Annotated in this window: 18 protein-coding genes; 14 read left to right on the forward strand and 4 right to left on the reverse strand. The window is 70.2% G+C overall.

Annotated features, from left to right (window positions below; translation table 11 throughout):
- Positions 1–63: 63 nt before the first annotated feature.
- From D7X99_RS30600 to D7X99_RS30620, 5 genes are all read left to right on the forward strand, one after another.
- Entirely contained in the window at positions 64–501 is a 438-nt protein-coding gene (locus tag D7X99_RS30600) for a host attachment protein (RefSeq protein WP_121780862.1), read from the forward strand.
- Between the two features lie 78 nt (positions 502–579).
- Positions 580–2472 carry a methyl-accepting chemotaxis protein gene (locus tag D7X99_RS30605; protein WP_121780863.1) on the forward strand — a complete coding sequence of 631 codons (1893 nt, stop codon included), beginning with the start codon at positions 580–582 and terminating at the stop codon, positions 2470–2472.
- 13 nt (positions 2473–2485) lie between these two features.
- Positions 2486–3085: an HAD family phosphatase gene (locus D7X99_RS30610; protein ID WP_121780864.1), complete on the forward strand. Its 600-nt coding sequence runs from the start codon at positions 2486–2488 to the stop codon at positions 3083–3085.
- 123 nt (positions 3086–3208) lie between these two features.
- On the forward strand, positions 3209–3463 hold the full coding sequence (locus D7X99_RS30615; protein ID WP_121780891.1) for a helix-turn-helix domain-containing protein: 255 nt from the start codon (positions 3209–3211) through the stop codon (positions 3461–3463).
- A complete protein-coding gene (locus tag D7X99_RS30620; RefSeq protein ID WP_121780865.1) occupies positions 3460–4692 on the forward strand; it encodes a type II toxin-antitoxin system HipA family toxin in 1233 nt (410 codons plus the stop codon). Before D7X99_RS30615 ends, D7X99_RS30620 begins: the two co-directional genes overlap by 4 nt.
- Before the next feature lie 5 nt (positions 4693–4697).
- On the opposite strand, the gene D7X99_RS30625 is transcribed toward D7X99_RS30620, so the two are convergent.
- Both D7X99_RS30625 and D7X99_RS30630 read right to left on the reverse strand, forming a co-directional pair.
- The gene (locus tag D7X99_RS30625) at positions 4698–5348 is read right to left on the reverse strand and encodes a glutathione S-transferase family protein (RefSeq protein ID WP_121780866.1); all 651 of its coding nucleotides are present in this window, start codon (positions 5346–5348) and stop codon (positions 4698–4700) included.
- A gap of 38 nt (positions 5349–5386) precedes the next feature.
- Positions 5387–5998 carry an adenylate/guanylate cyclase domain-containing protein gene (locus tag D7X99_RS30630; protein WP_121780867.1) on the reverse strand — a complete coding sequence of 204 codons (612 nt, stop codon included), beginning with the start codon at positions 5996–5998 and terminating at the stop codon, positions 5387–5389.
- Between the two features lie 306 nt (positions 5999–6304).
- Here D7X99_RS30630 and D7X99_RS30635 point away from each other — a divergent pair, with 306 nt between their 5' ends.
- Positions 6305–7147: a hypothetical protein gene (locus D7X99_RS30635; RefSeq protein ID WP_121780868.1), complete on the forward strand. Its 843-nt coding sequence runs from the start codon at positions 6305–6307 to the stop codon at positions 7145–7147.
- 52 nt (positions 7148–7199) lie between these two features.
- Here the strand turns inward: D7X99_RS30635 and D7X99_RS30640 are convergent, their stop codons facing one another.
- Positions 7200–9278 carry a S46 family peptidase gene (locus D7X99_RS30640; RefSeq protein WP_121780869.1) on the reverse strand — a complete coding sequence of 693 codons (2079 nt, stop codon included), beginning with the start codon at positions 9276–9278 and terminating at the stop codon, positions 7200–7202.
- Between the two features lie 129 nt (positions 9279–9407).
- Here D7X99_RS30640 and D7X99_RS30645 point away from each other — a divergent pair, with 129 nt between their 5' ends.
- Together D7X99_RS30645 and D7X99_RS30650 are read left to right on the forward strand one after the other, a co-directional pair.
- The gene (locus D7X99_RS30645) at positions 9408–10550 is read left to right on the forward strand and encodes a triacylglycerol lipase (protein ID WP_120578153.1); all 1143 of its coding nucleotides are present in this window, start codon (positions 9408–9410) and stop codon (positions 10548–10550) included.
- 36 nt (positions 10551–10586) lie between these two features.
- Positions 10587–11450: an N-acyl homoserine lactonase family protein gene (locus D7X99_RS30650; protein WP_121780870.1), complete on the forward strand. Its 864-nt coding sequence runs from the start codon at positions 10587–10589 to the stop codon at positions 11448–11450.
- Between the two features lie 3 nt (positions 11451–11453).
- Here the strand turns inward: D7X99_RS30650 and D7X99_RS30655 are convergent, their stop codons facing one another.
- Entirely contained in the window at positions 11454–11984 is a 531-nt protein-coding gene (locus D7X99_RS30655; RefSeq protein ID WP_233613854.1) for a DUF4442 domain-containing protein, read from the reverse strand.
- A 40-nt stretch (positions 11985–12024) separates the two neighbouring features.
- On the opposite strand from D7X99_RS30655, the gene D7X99_RS30660 reads away from it, so the two are divergent.
- The 6 genes from D7X99_RS30660 to D7X99_RS30685 all read left to right on the forward strand — a co-directional run bounded on the left by D7X99_RS30660 (position 12025) and on the right by D7X99_RS30685 (position 17783).
- Positions 12025–13395, forward strand: coding sequence for an FAD-dependent oxidoreductase (locus tag D7X99_RS30660; protein ID WP_121780872.1), 1371 nt, complete (start codon positions 12025–12027; stop codon positions 13393–13395).
- Positions 13396–13558: 163 nt separating this feature from the next.
- A complete protein-coding gene (gene dps, locus D7X99_RS30665; protein WP_120578157.1) occupies positions 13559–14122 on the forward strand; it encodes a DNA starvation/stationary phase protection protein Dps in 564 nt (187 codons plus the stop codon).
- A gap of 101 nt (positions 14123–14223) precedes the next feature.
- Entirely contained in the window at positions 14224–15099 is an 876-nt protein-coding gene (locus tag D7X99_RS30670; protein WP_121780873.1) for an SDR family oxidoreductase, read from the forward strand.
- The gene (locus D7X99_RS30675; RefSeq protein WP_121758292.1) at positions 15096–15713 is read left to right on the forward strand and encodes a glutathione S-transferase family protein; all 618 of its coding nucleotides are present in this window, start codon (positions 15096–15098) and stop codon (positions 15711–15713) included. The genes D7X99_RS30670 and D7X99_RS30675 overlap by 4 nt, the downstream gene beginning before the upstream one ends.
- Before the next feature lie 18 nt (positions 15714–15731).
- A complete protein-coding gene (locus tag D7X99_RS30680) occupies positions 15732–17198 on the forward strand; it encodes a YdiU family protein (protein ID WP_121780874.1) in 1467 nt (488 codons plus the stop codon).
- An 84-nt stretch (positions 17199–17282) separates the two neighbouring features.
- Entirely contained in the window at positions 17283–17783 is a 501-nt protein-coding gene (locus tag D7X99_RS30685; protein WP_121780875.1) for a hypothetical protein, read from the forward strand.
- The last annotated feature ends 16 nt before the right edge of the window (positions 17784–17799 follow it).

The raw sequence follows: 17799 nt of genomic DNA on the forward strand, positions 1-17799 counted from the left end.
GTGGGGGAAGCTTGCCGGTGGGCGGGGGGGTCCGCATCCCTCAAGAGACAAGGAGGCGTGAAGATGGCGGACAAGAGGCTCTGGATCCTGGTGGCCAACGCGAGTCGCGCCCGGCTCTTCGCCACGGATGCGAAGGCGGAGAAGTGGGACCTCATCGAGCAGTTCCAGCATGACGAGAGCCGCACCAAGCCCGTCGAGCTGTTCAACCAGGCGGACAACCCCAACGCCGGCACGCTGCACGGCCCGGTGCCGGAGAACGACCCGAACGGCCGCAGGGAGCTGGAGCACGAGCGCTTCGCCCGGGAGCTGTCCGGGCGCCTGGACAAGGGGGTGGACTCGCACGCGTTCGACCAGCTGGTCATCGCGGCGCCTCCGGCCTTCCTGGGCATGCTCCGGGGGCTGCTCAGCACGCGCGTGAGGCAGCGGGTGCGGCTGGACCTGGACGCGGACTACTCCAGCCTGCCCGCGAGGGAGCTGCCTGACCGGGTGCCGGTGCTGTAGGCGGCCAGCCGGACAGGGGGTTCGGGGCCCGGGTTCTGGTATAGGAATCCGGGTCCTCTTCTTTAGCGCCGGCGTGCCATGCCTTCTTTCATCCTGCCGTCCCTGACGCTGCGTGGGCGGCTGCTGCTGTACATGACCCTGGTGTCGTGCGTGCCGCTCCTGGCACTGACCGGCATGCAAGACAAGCTGATGCGCCAGCAGACGGAGGCGCAGATCAACACCTCCCTGCGCATGGAGGCGGAGGGGTTCAAGGACCTGCTGGAGTCCACCCTGGCGGAGCGCGAGGCGAGCGCTCACAGCTGGGCGGAGGATCCGGTCCTGCGCCAGGCGCTGCGCACGAAGGACCCCACCGCGAGCGACGCGATGCTGTCGCTATTGCAGCGGCGCTACCTCACCCTCAACGGCATCGTGCTCTTCAGCGACGACGGCGCGGCGGTCTCCGCCAGCACGACAGCGCTGCGCGAGGCCTACGCCGGGAGCGCGGACGCGGTGCGCAAGGCGCCGTGGTTCCAGAAGGCGCAGGCTGGCACCACCACCGCCGAGGGCGTGGAAGCCGAAGACCCCATCTACAGCGTGCACGTGCTGCCGCTGGCGGTGCCGGTGATGGACGAGCGAGGCCAGCGGCTGGGCGTGCTGCTCGCCGCGTTCGACTGGGGCCAGGTGGGAGAGCTGGTGAAGCCCGCGCTCGCCCGCGCCCAGCTCCGCGGCCACGCCACCTTCTCGCTGGAGATCCAGGGCGCGGACGGCCGGACGCTGTTCGACACGCGCCAGGGCGAGCACGACGACTCGGGCCGCGTGGGAGTGGTCGCGGTGAACGGCTCGGAGGTGCGCGACGTGGGGGACGGGTGGAGGTTCATCGCCCAGGTGGACCCCGCGGAGGCCTACGCGCCCCTCAACGAGATGCGCCGGCTGGTGCTGGGGCTGGCCGCCCTCTTCGTGGCGTCGGTGGGCCTGGGCTCGTGGGTGCTGGCCCGAGGCATCACCCGGCCGCTGCGCGCGCTCGGTGAGGTGGTCCGCCGCGTGGTGAAGGAGGGCGACCTCACGCAGGAGATGGAGGTGAAGGCGGGGCGGGACGAGGTGGGCGAGCTGACGCAGGCCTTCGCGCAGATGATGAAGAACCTGCGCGAGACGGCCACCAGCCTCCAGGAGGGCACGCACGTCCTCAGCGAGACCGTGGCGGAGCTGAACCTCGCCTCCGAGGTCCAGGAGCGCAACGTGGCCCGCCAGGCCGCCGCGCTCCAGGAGACGCAGGTGACGGCGCAGGAGATCAAGCAGACGTCGCTGCTGGCCGCGGAGAAGGCGGAGACGGTGCTGGGCGTGGCGTCGCGCGCGGAGGAGGTGGGCCGCGCGGGCGAGGTCGCCATCCGCGACAGCCTGGGCGGCTTCCAGGGGCTGCACGAGCAGTCCGGTGAGATGGCCATGCGCATCGTGCAGCTCAACGAGCGCACGCAGCAGATTGGCGGCATCACCCAGACGGTGAAGGACCTGGCGGACCAGTCCAACATGCTCGCGCTCAACGCGGCCATCGAGGCGGTGCGCTCCGGCGAGCACGGCAAGGGCTTCAGCGTGGTGGCGCGCGAAATCCGCAACCTGGCGGACCAGTCCATCCAGGCCACGGAGAAGGTGCGCGACATCCTGGGGGACCTGGGCCACGCCATCATCTCCACGGCGAAGATGACGGAGCAGAGCCACTCCAGCGTCGCGGAAGGGCTGGAGCAGGTGCGCACCAGCGGCGAGCACCTGAAGGAGCTGGCCACCATCGTCCAGGACAACGCCGCGGCGGCGCGGCAGATCGCCGGAGCGGTGAACCAGCAGAACGCGGGCATCGCGCAGATCTTCAGCGCCGTGACGGATTTGTCCTCCATGATGACGGAGACGCAGACCAGCCTGAAGTCCACCACCGGCGCGGCGAAGCGGCTGCAGGAAGTCGCCAGCCAGATGGAAGGCGTCGCGCGCGCCTACCGCATCTGAAACAGGAGTCACCGTGTCCGCCGTGAAGGCCGTGTTGCTGGACCTGGGCAACGTGCTGGTGTTCCACGACAACTCGCTGCTCTTCGCGAGGCTCGCGGCGCGGGCGGGGTTGGAGCCGCAGGAGGCCGCGAGGCGGCTCACCGGCGCGGGCTGGACGGCGGCGAACCGGGGCCTGCTGGACGCGGAGGGCATCCGCAAGGACGTCTGCGGCGCGCTGGGCGTGGACCTGCCCATGGAGGAGTTCGCGCCCATGTGGAGCAGCCACTTCAAGGTGCACGACGCGGTGCTGCCGCGCGTGGAGGGGCTGGCCGGGCGGGTGAAGTTGGTGCTCGTTTCCAACACCAACGCGCTGCACGTGGCCTACCTGAAGCCGCTCTTGCCCGTGCTCCAGCGCTTCGACGCGCTGGTGATGAGCTGCGAGGTGGGGCACGTGAAGCCGGAGCCGGCCATCTACCAGCTCGCGCTCCAGCAGGCGGGCTGCGCGCCGCAAGAGGCCGCCTTCTTCGACGACCTGCCGGAGTTCGTGGACGCGGCCCGCGCGCTGGGACTGCGCGGGTACGTCTTCACGGATGCCCCTGCGTTCGACGCGCAGCTGAAGTCGCTGGGGCTGTGAGCCCCGAAGCGGATGGATTCAGAGTCCATCCGCTCGCATGGATATTGACGTGACAGCCTGTCATGCCGATACATTCCGGGATGAAATCCATTCGAACGGATGGATTTTGGGAGTCCACGGCACATGGCTCGACCGGAAACCTCCTGGCTCCGTCCCCTCGCGGAGGCAGTCAGGGCACAACGCACGAAGCTTGGATTGACCCAGCAAGAGGTCAGCGTCCTGGCGGGTTGCGGACCTGTCTTCATCTACGACGTGGAGAACGGCAAGAAGGCCACGCTGCGCCTGGACAAGCTCCTGGACGTCCTCCATGTCCTGGGACTCCAGTTGACGCTCGAGCCGGGCCAGCACCGCCTTCGGGTGAGCGAGCCGGCGTCATGATCCGCCCGACCGACATCGAGGTCGCGGAGGTGTGGCGCGAGTCCACCCACGTCGGCTCCATCACCCGAACCGCTCACGGCTCCATCTTCGAGTACGCGGCGGACTTCTTCGAGCAACACGCGGCAAGGCCTGGTGGCATCGCGGTCCACCTGCCCTATTCGAGACGCCGCACCGAGACCCTGGGCACCAACCTCCACACCTACTTCGCGGGACTCCTTCCTGAAGGACTCCGGCTGCGGGTCCTCCTCCAAAACGTCAAGACGTCGGAAGACGACCTGCTCAGCCTGCTGGTGGCGGCGGGGGCCGATACCGTGGGGGACCTCTCCGTCGTTCCCCAGGGACAGACATTCCCGCGACCCGTCCCTCGCGGAGCGAAGTGGAAGCCCGAGTCCGTTCTCTTCACGGACCTCTTCGCCCAGAGCCTCCCGCGCCTGGGGACGGAGAACACCGAGCCGACGATTCCAGGCGTCCAGGAGAAGCTCTCCGCCTCCACCATCTCCTTCCCGGTGTCTTCGTCGGGGCAGCGTGACTACATCCTGAAGCTCAACCCACGGGACAAGCCCGAGCTCGTGCGCAACGAGCACTTCTTCATGAACATGGCGAAGCAGTGCGGCTTGCGCGTCGCCACCACGCGGCTCATCCATGACCGTGATGGGAACGACGGGCTGCTCGTCGAGCGCTTTGATCGCAGCTGGATGAAGGCGGAGAAGCACCTGCGCCGCATCCACCAGGAGGATGCCTGTCAGTTCCTGGATCGCTACACCAGCGACAAGTACCGGCTCACCTGCGCGGCCATCGCCGAGGGCCTGCGAGAGAACTGCGCCGCGCCCGTTCCCGAGCTCGCGCGCTTCCTCCACCTTCTCGCGTTCAGCTACCTCATCGGGAACGGGGACCTGCACGCCAAGAACGTGAGCATCCTGGCGGAGGGGCCCGGAGGCGGTTTCCGTTTGTCACCCGCCTATGACCTGCTCACCACCCTGCCCTACGGCGATCACCGCATGGCCCTGAAGTTCGAAGGGCGCGACGACAACTTCCGGCGCGCGCACTTCATCTCATTTGGTGAGCGTTACGGCGTGAACGCGAAGGCCGTCAGCGCCATGCTCGACAAGCTGTGCACCGGCGCGGAGCCCTGGCTGGAGCGCCTGGAGGAGATTGGCTTCGACGCGCGCCGCACGGACTTCCTGCGGCGGACGATGCACAAGCGCCTGCAGGAACTCCGCGCCCCGTAGCGCGCCTACCGGTAGCGCGCGAGCGGCGGCTCACCGTGGGCGGCCTCCGTCCACTTGAGCATCGCGGGCAGGCCCAGCACCGCATCGCGGTACGCGGCGATCTCCGGGCGGAACGGGATGCCGTAGGTGACGAAGCGGGTGATGACGGGCGCGAAGAACGCGTCCGCGATGGAGAAGGCGCCGAAGAGGAAGGGCCCGCCCTTTCCGTAGCGCTCGCGGCAGCCCACCCACAGCGCCTGGATGCGCGCGATGTCCGCGTGCACGCCCGGCGCGTCCACCCCCGGCACCGTCTTGCGCGCCAGGAGGTCCATGGGCAGGTTCGTGCGCAGCGCCGTGAAGCCCGAGTGCATCTCCGACGTCACCGAGCGCGCCATCGCGCGCATCGCGCTGTCCGCGGGCCACAGCTTCGCTTCCGGGAAGGCCTCCGCCAGGTACTCGCAGATGGACAGCGAATCCCACACCACCGTGTCGCCGTGCTTGAGCACCGGCACCCGGCCGCTGGGCGAATGCAGCGCGATGAGTGCCGCCGTCTCCGGCGTGTCCAGCGGCACCAGCACCTCCCGGAACGGCTGGCCGGTGTGGGCCAGGGCCAGGTAGGGGCGCAGCGACCACGAGGAGTAGTTCTTGGAACCAACAACCAGGGTGAGCTCGGACATGGCGCGGCACCATACCGCCGCGCGTCCGGCAGTCAGCGTCAACCGTCCGCGCGCGCGCGCTTACGGCCCAGCAGTGAACGCACGCGCGACATGAGCGCCCGCTCGCCGCGGCCCTCCGCCGGCGAGTCGATGCGGAACACCGCCACCGGCAGCCGGATGTTCTTCAATTCGTTGCGGCCCAGCTTCACGGGAGGCGCCTTCAGCCGTCCCTCCAGCTGCGCGGCCACCGTCTCGCTGACGTAGACAGTGCCCGGACGCGCCAGGGACTCGATGCGGGCCGCCAGGTTGACGCCCTCGCCGAAGATGTCGCCGTCGCGGTGCACCACCATGCCCAGGTGCGCGCCCGCGCGGACGGACATCCGACGCTCGGTGGGGACGGCGCGGTTGCGAGCATCCACGGCGTCGCGCCACTCCAGCGCGAAGGCCACCGCGGGCGGACCCGACTCGAACTCCAGGAGGAAGCCGCCCTCCTCCATCCGCTTCACCTCGCGGCCACCGTGCCGCGCGAGCAGCCCGCGCACCAGTTGGCCCTGCTCTTCATGCAGCGCTTGTTGTAGCGACTCATCCCGCCAGCGTTGACCTGCAGGGGCCTCCATGTCCGTGAACATGATGGCCGACATCGTCCGGGGCTCCGGGGCCTCCACCACCATCGTGCATCCTCCCTCCCCCCGGCGTGAGACGACCGAGATGCTACCGCACGTCGGGCGCCGACTCCCAACCACCCCGGGAAGGCGCCCGGACGGAAGGCGTTCCGGGGAACGCAACCGTGCGAAGACAGAGGCGGATCCAGGTCCGCATCCCCAAGGTAGCGACTTCCTGACGCGACGCACCAAGCACCCGTGAGGTTCTGGACCGGGGCTGTCGTGCACCCGACGCGTCGCGGTGGGAGACGTCCAGTGCGAGTCAGGTGACGGGGGCGAGCCACGTCCGCGCACGGCCATGGGGGCCCGCGGGCGATGATCCACTCAGACGAGAAGGTCCGGCAGATGGCGCGCTCGCTGCTGCCGTCGAAGCACCGGAAGCAATCGCGCGAGGCGCGGGAGCGCATCCACCGTGAGGCCCGCCAGGAGGTCCGCCTGGAGCTGGCGGCCTGGGTCCGAAGTGGAGACCTGGAGCAGGACGTGCCGCTCCTCGCGCCGTGGGAGCGCAAGGAGATCCGCATGGAGGTGCGGTGGCGGCGCGACGGCGACAAGGTGATGCCGTTCATCCGCTGGGCCACCGCGCGCACGCGCGAGCTGCGCCGGGAGGACCGCTTGAGCCACGTGCGCAGCCTGCTGCCCAGGGGCGTCATCGGCGAGCACGCGCTGGGCCACGTGAAGCACACGACCGCGTTCGAGGATCCCATCGAGAAGGCGTGGCGCAATCGCTACTGGCTGCGCAAGCAGGCGCAGCGCAAGGGGGCACTGTGGGATCGAGGTGAGCAGGCGCGGCTTCTGCGTGCGCTCATCCAGGAGCCCGACGGCCAACGCACCTTCAACCGCTTCCTGCGAGAACGCCACGCCTGTGCATCCGCGCCGCGCAACCAGGGGTCCTGGCCCAGGAAGGGACTTCCGCCGCACCGGCCGCTCCTGGGCCTGCATGACGTGCTTCCCTTCCTGGACACCCTGACGCGTCATCCCTGGGGCAACGCCGTCCGCACCTGGGGACAGCAGGAACCGCCGGCACACTGGGTGCGGCTGTTCCTCCAGCGCTTCAAGGCGCACCGGGGTTACATCCCGTCGGTGCGCGCCACGCTGGAGGCGGAGGGCCTGCTGGAGCGCCCCGAGAAGGCCCGGCTCTGGAAGCCCCCGGGACGATGAGCCCTCCCGAACCTGTCCGGCCGCCGGACAGGTCGGGACCGCGTCGACGCCCTCAGCGAGCCGGAGCCGCGGACGCCGCCTGCGCGCCCTTCAGCTCATTGACGACGCGGGTGGCGCCGTACACGTGCTCCAGCGCGGCCATGATGCCGTCGCCGTGCACCGCCACCGCGCGGTTCGTCTCCGGCACGTAGAGGTAGCGGCCGCCCAGCGACGGGAGGTTGCCGTCGAAGATGAGCCCCACCACCTGCCCGTCCCGGTTCACCACCGGAGAGCCGGAGTTGCCGCCGATGATGTCGTTCGTCGTCGCCATGTCCAGCGGCGTCGCGTCCGGCACCTTCCCCTTCGCCTTCACCCACGGCGCCGGCAGCTTGAAGGGCTCCTTGCCCGTGTCGCGCCCGTAAGCCCCACCGAACGTGGTCAGCGCGGGCACGGCCTTGCCGTTGTCCTCCCAGCCCTTCACCTGCCCGTAGTTGAGCCGCAGCGTGAACGTCGCGTCCGGAGCGCCCGCCGTGCCGTTCACCAGCAGGTACGCCTTCGCCAGCCGCTCACCGTTGCGCTTGAGCACCGCCTCCACCGTGTCCTCGTAGCGCTTGCGCGACGCGCGCGTCTCCGCGTCCACCTTGCGCGCCAGGACGATCATCGGATCCTTCGACGCGTCCACCGCCGCCTTGCCGCCCTCCAGCAGCGCCTTGCGCACCTTCACGTCGCCCAGCTTGGAGCCCTTCACCAGCGCCTTCGCCAGGTCCGCCGGGGCCTCCTTCTCCAGCACCAGGCGCACGAACGGATCATCCGCGCCCAGCGTCTCGCGCAGCTTGTTGAAGCCGAACGTCAGCGTCAGCGTCTCCAGCTCCGCCGGGATGGGCGCCTCCCGCAGCAGCCGCTGCTTCAGCGCCGGCAGCTGGCCGTCGGTGTACTCGCGCAGGCGCTCCGCGTTGGCCTTGGGCAGCTCATCCGCCGCGCGCACCAGCGCCTGGGCGTAGGAGAACAGGTCGGAGCGGAACGCATCCCCCGCGCCCTTCATGCGGTGGTCGTTCGTCATCCGGCGCCACGCGTCCAGCGCCTGCGCCGTCTCCTCCCACATGCCCTGCGTCAGCGCCTTGGCCTGGGGGTTCGCGTCGATGCGCTTGCGCAGCTCCGCCTCCTCCTGACGCTTGCGCGCGAGGACCGCCGGGTCCGCCAGCGTCTCCTGCCGACCCTTCAGCGCCTTCAGTCCGTTCTCCACGCCGCGCAGGCTGGAGCGCGCCACGCGGAAGCGCTCCGGCGACGCGCTGGTGAACTCGCGCAGCGCCCCCCGCATCTCCGACAGCTGGAGCAGCGTCTGGGGCAGCGCCACGTCGCGCTGGAACTCCAGCTCCGCCACCGTGCTCTTGCGCTCCGTGCCGCCCGGGTGGCCGGAGACGAAGACGAGGTCCCCCTCCTTCGCGCCCTCCTTGGCCCACGGCAGGAAGTCCGGGCTCTTCGCCGGCGCGTCGTCCTGCCACACGCGCACGAAGGACACGTCGTAGCCGTAGCGCGGGAAGTTGAAGTTGTCCGCGTCCCCGCCGAACGCCGCCATGGAGAACTCCGGCGCGAAGACGAGCCGCACGTCCTGGAAGCGGCGGTACTTGTAGAGCTGGTACCTACCGCCGTTGTAGAGCGTGACCACGTCGCACCGCACGTCCGCGCCGGTGGTGCACGCGGCCTCCACCGCGGCCATCTCCTTCTTGAGCGCGGTGTTGAAGGCGGCGCCGGTCAGGCTCTTCGTCGCCGCGTTCATCCGCTCGGTGACGTCCGTCATCTCCACCAGCTGGTTGGCTTCGACCTTGGGACAGCGCCGCTCCTCCTTCGCCGTCTTCGCCTGGAAGCCCTTCGCCAGCAGGTCGTCCTTCGCGGTCGTCAGCTCTTCGATACAGCTGCGCACGCAGTGGTGGTTCGTCATCACCAGGCCGTCCGGCGACACGAAGCTGGCGGAGCAGCCACCCGCGAGCCGCACGGAGCCCAGGCGCACCTTGTCCAGCCACGCCTGGGTCGGCTCGAAGCCGTAGGCCTTCTTCACCTGGGCGGCGGGAAAGGCGTCGTAGGTCCACATGCCCTCTTCCGCCGCGGCGGGGAGGGACGACAGCAGGCCAAGCGCGAGCAGTCTGCGGTACACGGGGAGTCTTCCTTCGTGGGTAGGGGAAACGGGCGACCGTTTTGTCAATGCGTCCGGGCGCGCGTCAACCCCGTGGGACGCCGGGTATTCCAAGCCCATCCGGGGAGCGTGGGGTATGCTGGGCGACCCATGTCCGTGAAGCACCACGTCTACCTCGTCCCTGGTTTCTTCGGCTTCACCAACCTGGGCGAGCTCCTCTACTTCGGCCACGCGTACGAGTTCCTGAAGCAGGACCTCGCCCGCAGGGGAATCGACGCGGAGGTGGTGACGATCGTCTCGCACCCCACTGCCTCCATCCGCCAGCGCACCGCGGACCTGCTCAAGGCCGTGAGCGAGACGGCCTCCGGGGATGACGGCCCCATCCACCTGGTGGGCCACTCCACCGGCGGACTGGACGCCCGGCTGTTCGTCTCCCCTGGCGCGCAGGTGTCGGACGCGCTGGAGCTGGAGCCCTTCGCGCGCCGCGTGCGCTCCGTGGTGACGCTGTCCGCGCCCCATGCGGGCACGCCGCTGGCCACGTTCTTCCTGGGCCTCTTCGGCCAGCAGCTGCTGAAGCTCCTGTCGCTGTTCACCATGTACGTGCTGCGCTTTGGCCGGCTGCCCCTGAGCGTGGTGTTCCGCTTCGGGCACCTGATGGCGCGGGCGGATGATCAGCTGGGGTGGAAGGCCACGCTGCTGGATCAGCTCTTCGACCAGCTCCTGGGCGACTTCTCCAGCGAGCGGCGCGACGCGGTGACGAAGTTCCTGTGGGACGTGGGCCGAGACACGTCGCTCATCCCCCAGCTCACGCCGGAGGGCATCGACCTTTTCAACGGCGGCACGCATGACCGGCCCGGCGTGCGCTACGGCTCCGTGGTGACGCAGGCCCGGCCGCCGTCCCTGCGCACGCGGCTGGCCGCGGGCCTGGACCCGTACGCGCAGCTCACGCACACCATCTACGCGTTCGTGTACGGCAAGACGCAGAAGATGCCGCTCACGCAGCTGCCCCTGCACACGCCCGCGCAGACGGCGGCGCTGGTGCAGGCCTACGGCGCCATGCCCGGCCCCACCGCGTGTGACGGCATCGTGCCCACGCGCTCGCAGGTGTACGGCCGCGTGCTGGCGGCGGTGCGCGCGGACCACCTGGATGCCATTGGCCACTTCGACCAGCCGGCGCACCAGCCTCCGCACGTGGACTGGCTCATCTCCGGCTCCGGCTTCCGCCGCCCCCAGTTCGAGGCGATGTGGAAGACCATTGGCGACTTCCTCATGGAAGAGGAAGCGCCGCGCTAGCTTCCTCGCCTCGCTTCACCGCCCTGGAGCCGCGCCATGAAGACCCTTCGCTTGTGGTCCGCCTGTCTCACGCTCACCGCCTGCGCCAGCACGAACACCGCTTCACGCACGCCCCCCGCCGCGCCCGGCGTGAAGCTCTACGCCATCAATTGCGGCCGCGTGGAGCTCGGCGACTCCGGCTTCATGGCGGACGACGGTTCGATGAAGGGCGTGCCCGCCGAGACCGTCGTTCCGTGCTACCTCATCCGCCATCCGAAGGGAGACCTGCTCTGGGACAGCGGCCTCTCCGAGAGCATCGCGGACATGCCGGACGGCCTGCGCCCGCAGGGCCAGCCCGTGCACTTCGAGGTGAAGAAGAAGCTCACCGCCTCGCTCGGCGAGCTGGGGCTCTCCCCCGCCGACATCGAGTTCGTGTCGTTTTCCCACCTGCACTTCGACCACGCAGGCAACGCCAACCTGTTCGCGGGCTCGACGTGGATCGTGGATGCGGAAGAGCGCGACAGCGCCTTCTCCGAACAGGCCCACCGGCGCGGGGAGGTCCCCCACTACAGCGCCCTGGAGCAGGCGAAGACCGTGCGCATCGAGGGTGACGCCCCCTACGACGTGTTCGGCGACGGCACCGTCTCCATCCACCAGGCGCCCGGGCACACGCCCGGCCATACCGTGCTGCTGGTGAAGACGGCGAAGTCCGGCGCCGTCCTGCTGACCGGCGACCTGTGGCCGCTGCGCGAGTCCCGCGAACGGCAGCTGGTGCCGGTCTACAACGCCAGCCGCGAACAGACGCTGGAGTCCATGAAGCGCGTGGAGGCGCTGGCGAAGGACTCCAACGCCCGGGTCATCCGCGAGCACGTGCCCGAGGACTTCGCCGCGCTGCCCGCGTTCCCCGCGCCGCTGGAGTAGGCCCTACCCGCGCTTGAACACGGCCAGGAAGCGCGATTCGGCGACGCACTGGCCGTCGGTGCCCAGCAGGCGCACCGGGATCCACGCCTCCGACTTGTCGCCCGTCGCGCGCAGCTCCGACGCGAGCTTCTGAAGAAGCTCCTCCCCCGGCTCGCACACCGCGCTCACCGCCGTCTTCGCCTTCGCGTGGAAGGCGACCTCCATGCGGTTGACCAGCATCTTGTATTGGCCAGGCGGGAAGCGGCGGAAGAGCATCACGCCCATCGTCAGCTCCATCACCGTCACCTGGGCGCCCAGGTACACGCTGCCCACGTGGTTCTTCGTCTTGCGGTTCAGCGGCACCGTCGCCTTCACGCGCGCGTCCGTCACCTCGTCCACGCGGTAGCCCATGGCCGCAGCCAACGGGACGATGTTCTTCACCGCCAACGTCGTCAGCGCGTTCGCCGCGCCCGGCGACACCTGCCGCACCTTCTCCACCATCTCCAACGCGAACATCCGGTCCTCCACCCTTCCCTGCTGACGTCCCGCGCGCATCCTAGCCACCCGGCGCTTCCGGCATAGAGTCCGCGGACCTATGGGTGATAGCGCGGACGTGGTCGTCATCGGCGCGGGCGTCGCGGGACTCACCGCGGCCCGGGACATCGCTCGCACCGGCGCCACCGTCGCCGTGCTGGAGGCACGAGACCGCGTGGGCGGACGCACCCTCACCCGCGAGCTGGGTGGAGGGCTCGTGGACCTGGGCGGCCAGTGGGTGGGCCCCAAGCAGCGCCACGTGCTCAAGCTCGCGGACGGCCTGGGCCTCCAGCGCTTCCCCCAGCACCACCAGGGCACCAAGGTGCTGGAGCTGCGCGGCGAGCGCCGCACGTACCAGGGCAAGGTCCCGTCCCTGCCCCTCCTGTCGCTGTTGGATTTGCAGCGCATCGTCTGGAAGCTGGATGGACTGGCGAAGCGAGTCCCCCGCGAACAGCCCGCCGCCGCGCCGAAGGCCGCCGAGTGGGACGCCCTCACCGTGGAGGACTGGAAGCAGCGCCACGTGCCCACCTGGGGGGCCCGCGCCGCGCTGGACATCGCCACCCGCGCGGTGTTCGCGGCGGAGCCTTCCGAGTTGTCCTTCCTGCACTTCCTCTCCTACGTGCACTCCAATGGCGGCCTCATGCCGCTCACCGAAATCGAGGGCGGTGCCCAGGCGGAGCGCTTCGTGGACGGGGCGCAATCCCTCTCACGGCGGCTGGCGGAAGGACTGCCCGAGGGCCGCGTCGTCCTCTCCGCGCCCGTGAAGGCCCTGCTCCAGGACGCTCGCGGCGTCACCGCCACCACGGAGGATGGCCGGACCTTCCGCGCTCGCTACGCGGTGGTGGCCACTCCGCCCGCGCTCGCGGAGCGCATCGACTTTGGCGCGGACCTGCCGCCGGGCCGCCGCCGCGCGCACGCGGACATCCCCATGGGCAGCGTCATCAAGGTCGTGGCCACCTACGCCACGCCCTTCTGGCGCGAAGCGGGCCTGTCCGGCGAGGCCGTCAGCGACGCGGGCCCGGTGCGCCTGTGCTTCGACGACTGCGGTCCGCACGGCCACCACCCCGCGCTCGTGGGCTTCTTCCTGGGCGACACCGCCCGCGCGTGGACCGGGCGCCCCGCGGAGGACATCCACCGCGCGGCGCTCGCGGACTTCGCGCGCTTCTTCGGCCCCCAGGCCCTGTCGCCCGTGGCCATCGCCGCGCTGGACTGGAAGCAGGAGGCGTTCAGCGCCGGCTGCTACACGGGCCTGCCCCGCCCCGGCACCCTCACCGCCATTGGCGACGCGCTGCGGGCGCCGTTCGGCCGCGTGCACTGGGCGGGCACCGAGACGGCCATCGAAGGCTGTGGCTACCTGGACGGCGCGGTGGAGTCCGGCGAGCGCGCCGCCACGGAGGTCGCCGCCCGGCTGACCGCCCCCGACGCGGGCTGATCATCCATGACGCCCGGCCGCCCGCCCTTCGAGCCAGCCGGGCGGCCAGGCGAAATATGCCGCGCCGTGGCCAAGGGCACGGCCCATCCCCACCCTGTGGGAAGCGCCGAGACGTCATGCCGACGGCCTGCCGCGCGCACCCCACCAGCGAGGGACCAGGACCATGTACACGACCAGCCACGTGAACCTTCCCCAGGACGCGCGCGAGGAGCTCATCGACATGCTCAACACGCTGCTCGCCAACGCCATCGACCTGCACTGGCAGGTGAAGCAGGCCCACTGGAACATCCGCGGCACGCACTTCTACAGCCGCCACCTGCTCTTCGACGAAGTGGCCAAGCACGCACGCAAGCACGCGGACTCCTACGCCGAGCGCGCGGGCGCGCTGGGCGGCTACGCCCAGGGCACCATCCGCCTGGCCACCAACAACAGCCAGCTGCCCGAGTACGACCTCCAGGCCGTGGACGGCGAGGCCCACATCCGCGCGCTGGTCGAGCGCGTGGGCCGCTACGCCGCCAGCCTCCGCGACGGCATCAACAAGTCCGACGAGGCGAACGACCCCGTCACCGCGGACATCCTCACCCAGACCCTGGGCGAGACCGAGGAGGACCTCTGGTTCCTGGAGAGCCACCTCAACGGCGACGCGCGCGCGGGCGCCACCCTGCCTCCCAAGGGCGGCAACCGCCGGGGCCGTCAGGCCGAGGACATCAGCCAGGCCTCCACCTGACGCCTGACGCCACTCGCATCCGCCTCCCTGGCAGGTTCTCCTGCGCGGGGAAGGCGGGGAGCGTATAGAACGCGTCCCCGGATTCCAGGAGGACGCGTCCCATGGCGGCAGGGCTTCCCGAAGACCGTCTCGACGGCAAGGTGTGCCTCATCACCGGGGCTACCGGTGGCATTGGCCAGGAGACGGCCAAGGCGCTGGCGCGGCGGGGGGCCACGCTGGTGCTCTCCGGCAGGGATGAGGCCCGCACGGCGGCAACGGTCGCCGCGGTGCGCGAGGCTGCCCCCGGAGCGCAGGTGGAGACGCTGCTCGCGGACCTGTCCTCCCTCCAGTCCGTGCGCGACCTGGCGAAGGCGTTCCGCGACCGCCACCCTCGGCTGGACGTGCTCATCAACAACGCGGGCCTCATCATCGACCGGCGCCAGGTGACGGTGGACGGCTACGAGGCCACGTTCGCCACGAACCACCTGTCCCACTTCCTCCTCACCCACCTGCTGCGCGACCTGCTGGTGGCGAGCGGCCCCGCGCGCATCATCAACGTGTCCTCGGAAGGCCACCGGCTGGCGCACTCGGACTTCCTGGACGACCCGCAGACGGAGAAGCGCCGCTACGACGGCATCCGCGTCTATGGCAACGCCAAGCTCAGCAACATCCTCTTCTCGCGCGGGCTGACGAAGCGGCTGGCCGGCACGCAGGTCACCGCGAACGCGCTGCACCCCGGCGTGGTGGCCACGGGCTTCGGGCTCAACAGCCAGGGCTTCTTCAAGCACCTCATCAAGCTGGGCGCGCCCTTCATGCTCTCCCCCGAAAAGGGCGCGAGGACGTCCATCTACCTGGCGTCGTCGCCGGAGGTGGCGGGCGTCAGCGGCGAGTACTTCATCAAATGCCGCAAGGCGAAGCCGTCGTCCGCCGCCCGGGACGAAGCGCTCGCGGAGCGGCTCTGGCAGGTGAGCGAAGAGCTCACGGGAGTGAAGGCATGATCGACCTGTACACGTTCAAGACCCCCAACGGCCGCAAGATCTCCATCGCCCTGGAAGAGCTGGGCATCCCCTACAAGACGCACGCGGTGGACATCTCCAAGGGCGAGCAGTTCAAGCCCGAGTTCCTGGCCATCAATCCCAACAACAAGATTCCGGCCATCGTGGACCACGACGCGCCGGGTGGACGGCCGTTCGCCCTCTTCGAGTCCGGCGCCATCCTGCTGTACCTGGCGGAGAAGACGGGCGCGCTGATGCCAGCGGATCCGCGCGGCAAGGCGGAAGTGACGCAGTGGCTGATGTTCCAGATGAGCGGCCTGGGGCCCACCCTCGGCCAGCTCAACCACTTCGGGCGCTACGCCTCCGCGAAGATTCCCTACGCCATCGACCGCTTCGAGGCCGAGGCGAAGCGCGTCCTGGGCGTGGTGGAGCAGCAGCTGTCGTCGCGGGACTACCTGGCCACCACGTACTCCATCGCGGACATCGCCACGTACCCGTGGCTGAAGGGCTCGCGGGACTTCTTCCCGGAGCTCTTCAACAACATGCCCAACATCCTCCAGTACCTGCACCGCGTGGGCAGCCGTCCCGCGGTCCAGCGGGGCATGCAGATTCCCTGACGTCTGTTGTTTCCATCCATGGCCTCGCTCGAACAGCTCGTCTTCGACAACAGCTACGCCCGCCTGCCCCCCGGGTTCGCCGCCCGGGTGGCCCCCGCGCCCTTCCCGGACGCGCACGTGGTGAGCGTGAACCCGGCGGCCCTGCGGCTCTTGGGATTGGACGCGGAGGAGGCCGCGCGCCCGGAGTTCGCGCGCGTGTTCGGCGGGGCCACGCCGCTGCCCGGCATGGAGCCCCTGGCCATGGTGTACGCGGGGCACCAGTTCGGCGTGTACGTGCCGCGCCTGGGAGACGGCCGCGCGCTGCTCCTGGGCGAGGTGCGCGGCCCGGACGGCGACAGATGGGACCTGCAGCTGAAGGGCGGCGGGCCAACGCCCTTCTCGCGCGGCGGTGACGGACGCGCGGTGCTGCGCTCCACCGTGCGCGAGTATCTGGCCAGCGAGGCCCTGCACGCACTGGGCATCCCCACCACGCGGGCCCTGTGCATCCTGGGCAGCCGCACGCCGGTGTACCGCGAGGAGGTGGAGACCGGCGCCATGCTGGTGCGCCTGGCCCCGTCGCACGTGCGCTTCGGCACCTTCGAGTTCTTCCACCACACCGAGCAGCCCGGCCACGTGGCCACGCTCGCGGACCACGTCATCGCCGCGCACTTCCCGCACCTCGCGGGTCAGGAGGGCCGCCACGCGCGCTTCTTCGCGGAGGTGGTGGAGCGCACCGCGCAGCTGGTGGCGCGCTGGCAGGCGGTGGGCTTCGCGCACGGCGTGATGAACACCGACAACATGTCCATCCTGGGGCTCACGCTGGACTACGGCCCCTATGGGTTCCTGGACGACTTCGACCCCGGCTTCGTCTGCAACCACTCCGACCACCAGGGCCGCTACGCGTTCGACCAGCAGCCCCGCGTCGCGCTGTGGAACCTGGCCTGTCTGGGCGAGGCGCTGCTCACGCTCATCACCGAGGACGAGGCGCGCGCCACGCTGTCCCTCTTCCAGCCCACGTTCGCGCGGCACTTCCTGACGCGCATGCGCGAGAAGCTGGGCCTGACGCAAGGCCGCGACGAGGACCGCTCGCTCCTGGAGGACCTGTTCACGCTGATGGCCGGCTCACACGTGGACTACGCGCGCTTCTTCCGCGCGCTGAACCGGTTCGACTCCAGCCCCGGTGCTCGCAACGACGCGCTCCGCGACCACTTCCTGCCGCCAGAGGGCTTCGACGGGTGGGCCGAGCGCTACCGGGTGCGGCTGGAGTCAGAAGGGAGCGTGGACGGTGAACGCCACGCGCGCCTGGACCGCGTCAACCCGAAGTATGTGCTGCGCAACTGGGTGGCTCAGCAGGCCATCGCCCGGGCTCAGGAAGGCGACTTCGCGGAGGTGGACCGCGTGCTCGCGCTGGTGTCCGCGCCCTTCGACGAACACCCCGGCCAGGAAGCCTACGCGGCCTCGCCGCCGACGTGGGGCCGGCACCTGGTGGTGAGCTGCAGTTCCTGACGCGCGGGCACAACGGGATGCCGGGCAGGCGGGCAGGCGCCCGCGGACGGGAATCCCGTGGTCGCGGTGCCTAGCTTGGAAGGCATGATCGAACCTGCCGCTCCGCCCCGCATCGTGTTCCGAGCCCTGGGTCCTGGCCTCGTCGGCGCCGCCGCGCTCACGCTGGTGCACGAGAGCGCCCGGCGCGTGTTGAAGCACCCGCCACGCATGGACGTGCTGGGCATGCGCTCCCTGGAGAAGGGCGTCCGCTTCTTCGGCGGCGAGCCCGCGAAGGGACGCCAGCTGCATCGCCAGACATTGGCGGGCGACATCCTGTCCAACGGCCTCTTCTTCTCGCTCGTGGCCCTGGGACGTCCCAAGCGGCCGTACCTGCGCGGCGCCGCGCTGGGCCTGCTCGCCGGCCTGGGTGCGGTGGTGCTGCCTCCGAAGCTGGGATTGGGCCGCAAGCCGTCCCAGGCCCGCCCGTCCACGTCGCTGCTCACCGTGGCCTGGTACACGTTGGGAGGACTGGCCGCGGCGCGCGCCACACGGAAGCTGGTGGCGCGCCGTCAGCCGGAGCCGCCCCTGGGCCGGCCCCTGCATTAGCGCCGGGCGGTGACTG

The organism is Corallococcus sp. AB032C (genome assembly GCF_003668935.1).
In the GTDB taxonomy this organism is placed as follows: Bacteria; Myxococcota; Myxococcia; order Myxococcales; family Myxococcaceae; genus Corallococcus; species Corallococcus exiguus.

Excerpts from the sequence above, each read along its gene's own strand:
- D7X99_RS30675 (WP_121758292.1), top strand. The coding sequence starts at position 15,096 with ATGATCGACCTGTACACGTTCAAGACCCCCAACGGCCGCAAGATCTCC.
- D7X99_RS30655 (WP_233613854.1), bottom strand. The coding sequence starts at position 11,984 with ATGCGCGCGGGACGTCAGCAGGGAAGGGTGGAGGACCGGATGTTCGCG.
- D7X99_RS30630 (WP_121780867.1), bottom strand. The coding sequence starts at position 5,998 with ATGGTGGTGGAGGCCCCGGAGCCCCGGACGATGTCGGCCATCATGTTC.
- D7X99_RS30615 (WP_121780891.1), top strand. The coding sequence starts at position 3,209 with ATGGCTCGACCGGAAACCTCCTGGCTCCGTCCCCTCGCGGAGGCAGTC.
- D7X99_RS30620 (WP_121780865.1), top strand. The coding sequence starts at position 3,460 with ATGATCCGCCCGACCGACATCGAGGTCGCGGAGGTGTGGCGCGAGTCC.
- D7X99_RS30605 (WP_121780863.1), top strand. The coding sequence starts at position 580 with ATGCCTTCTTTCATCCTGCCGTCCCTGACGCTGCGTGGGCGGCTGCTG.
- D7X99_RS30625 (WP_121780866.1), bottom strand. The coding sequence starts at position 5,348 with ATGTCCGAGCTCACCCTGGTTGTTGGTTCCAAGAACTACTCCTCGTGG.
- D7X99_RS30650 (WP_121780870.1), top strand. The coding sequence starts at position 10,587 with ATGAAGACCCTTCGCTTGTGGTCCGCCTGTCTCACGCTCACCGCCTGC.
- D7X99_RS30670 (WP_121780873.1), top strand. The coding sequence starts at position 14,224 with ATGGCGGCAGGGCTTCCCGAAGACCGTCTCGACGGCAAGGTGTGCCTC.
- D7X99_RS30600 (WP_121780862.1), top strand. The coding sequence starts at position 64 with ATGGCGGACAAGAGGCTCTGGATCCTGGTGGCCAACGCGAGTCGCGCC.
- D7X99_RS30635 (WP_121780868.1), top strand. The coding sequence starts at position 6,305 with ATGATCCACTCAGACGAGAAGGTCCGGCAGATGGCGCGCTCGCTGCTG.
- D7X99_RS30680 (WP_121780874.1), top strand. The coding sequence starts at position 15,732 with ATGGCCTCGCTCGAACAGCTCGTCTTCGACAACAGCTACGCCCGCCTG.
- D7X99_RS30645 (WP_120578153.1), top strand. The coding sequence starts at position 9,408 with ATGTCCGTGAAGCACCACGTCTACCTCGTCCCTGGTTTCTTCGGCTTC.
- D7X99_RS30660 (WP_121780872.1), top strand. The coding sequence starts at position 12,025 with ATGGGTGATAGCGCGGACGTGGTCGTCATCGGCGCGGGCGTCGCGGGA.
- dps (WP_120578157.1), top strand. The coding sequence starts at position 13,559 with ATGTACACGACCAGCCACGTGAACCTTCCCCAGGACGCGCGCGAGGAG.
- D7X99_RS30685 (WP_121780875.1), top strand. The coding sequence starts at position 17,283 with ATGATCGAACCTGCCGCTCCGCCCCGCATCGTGTTCCGAGCCCTGGGT.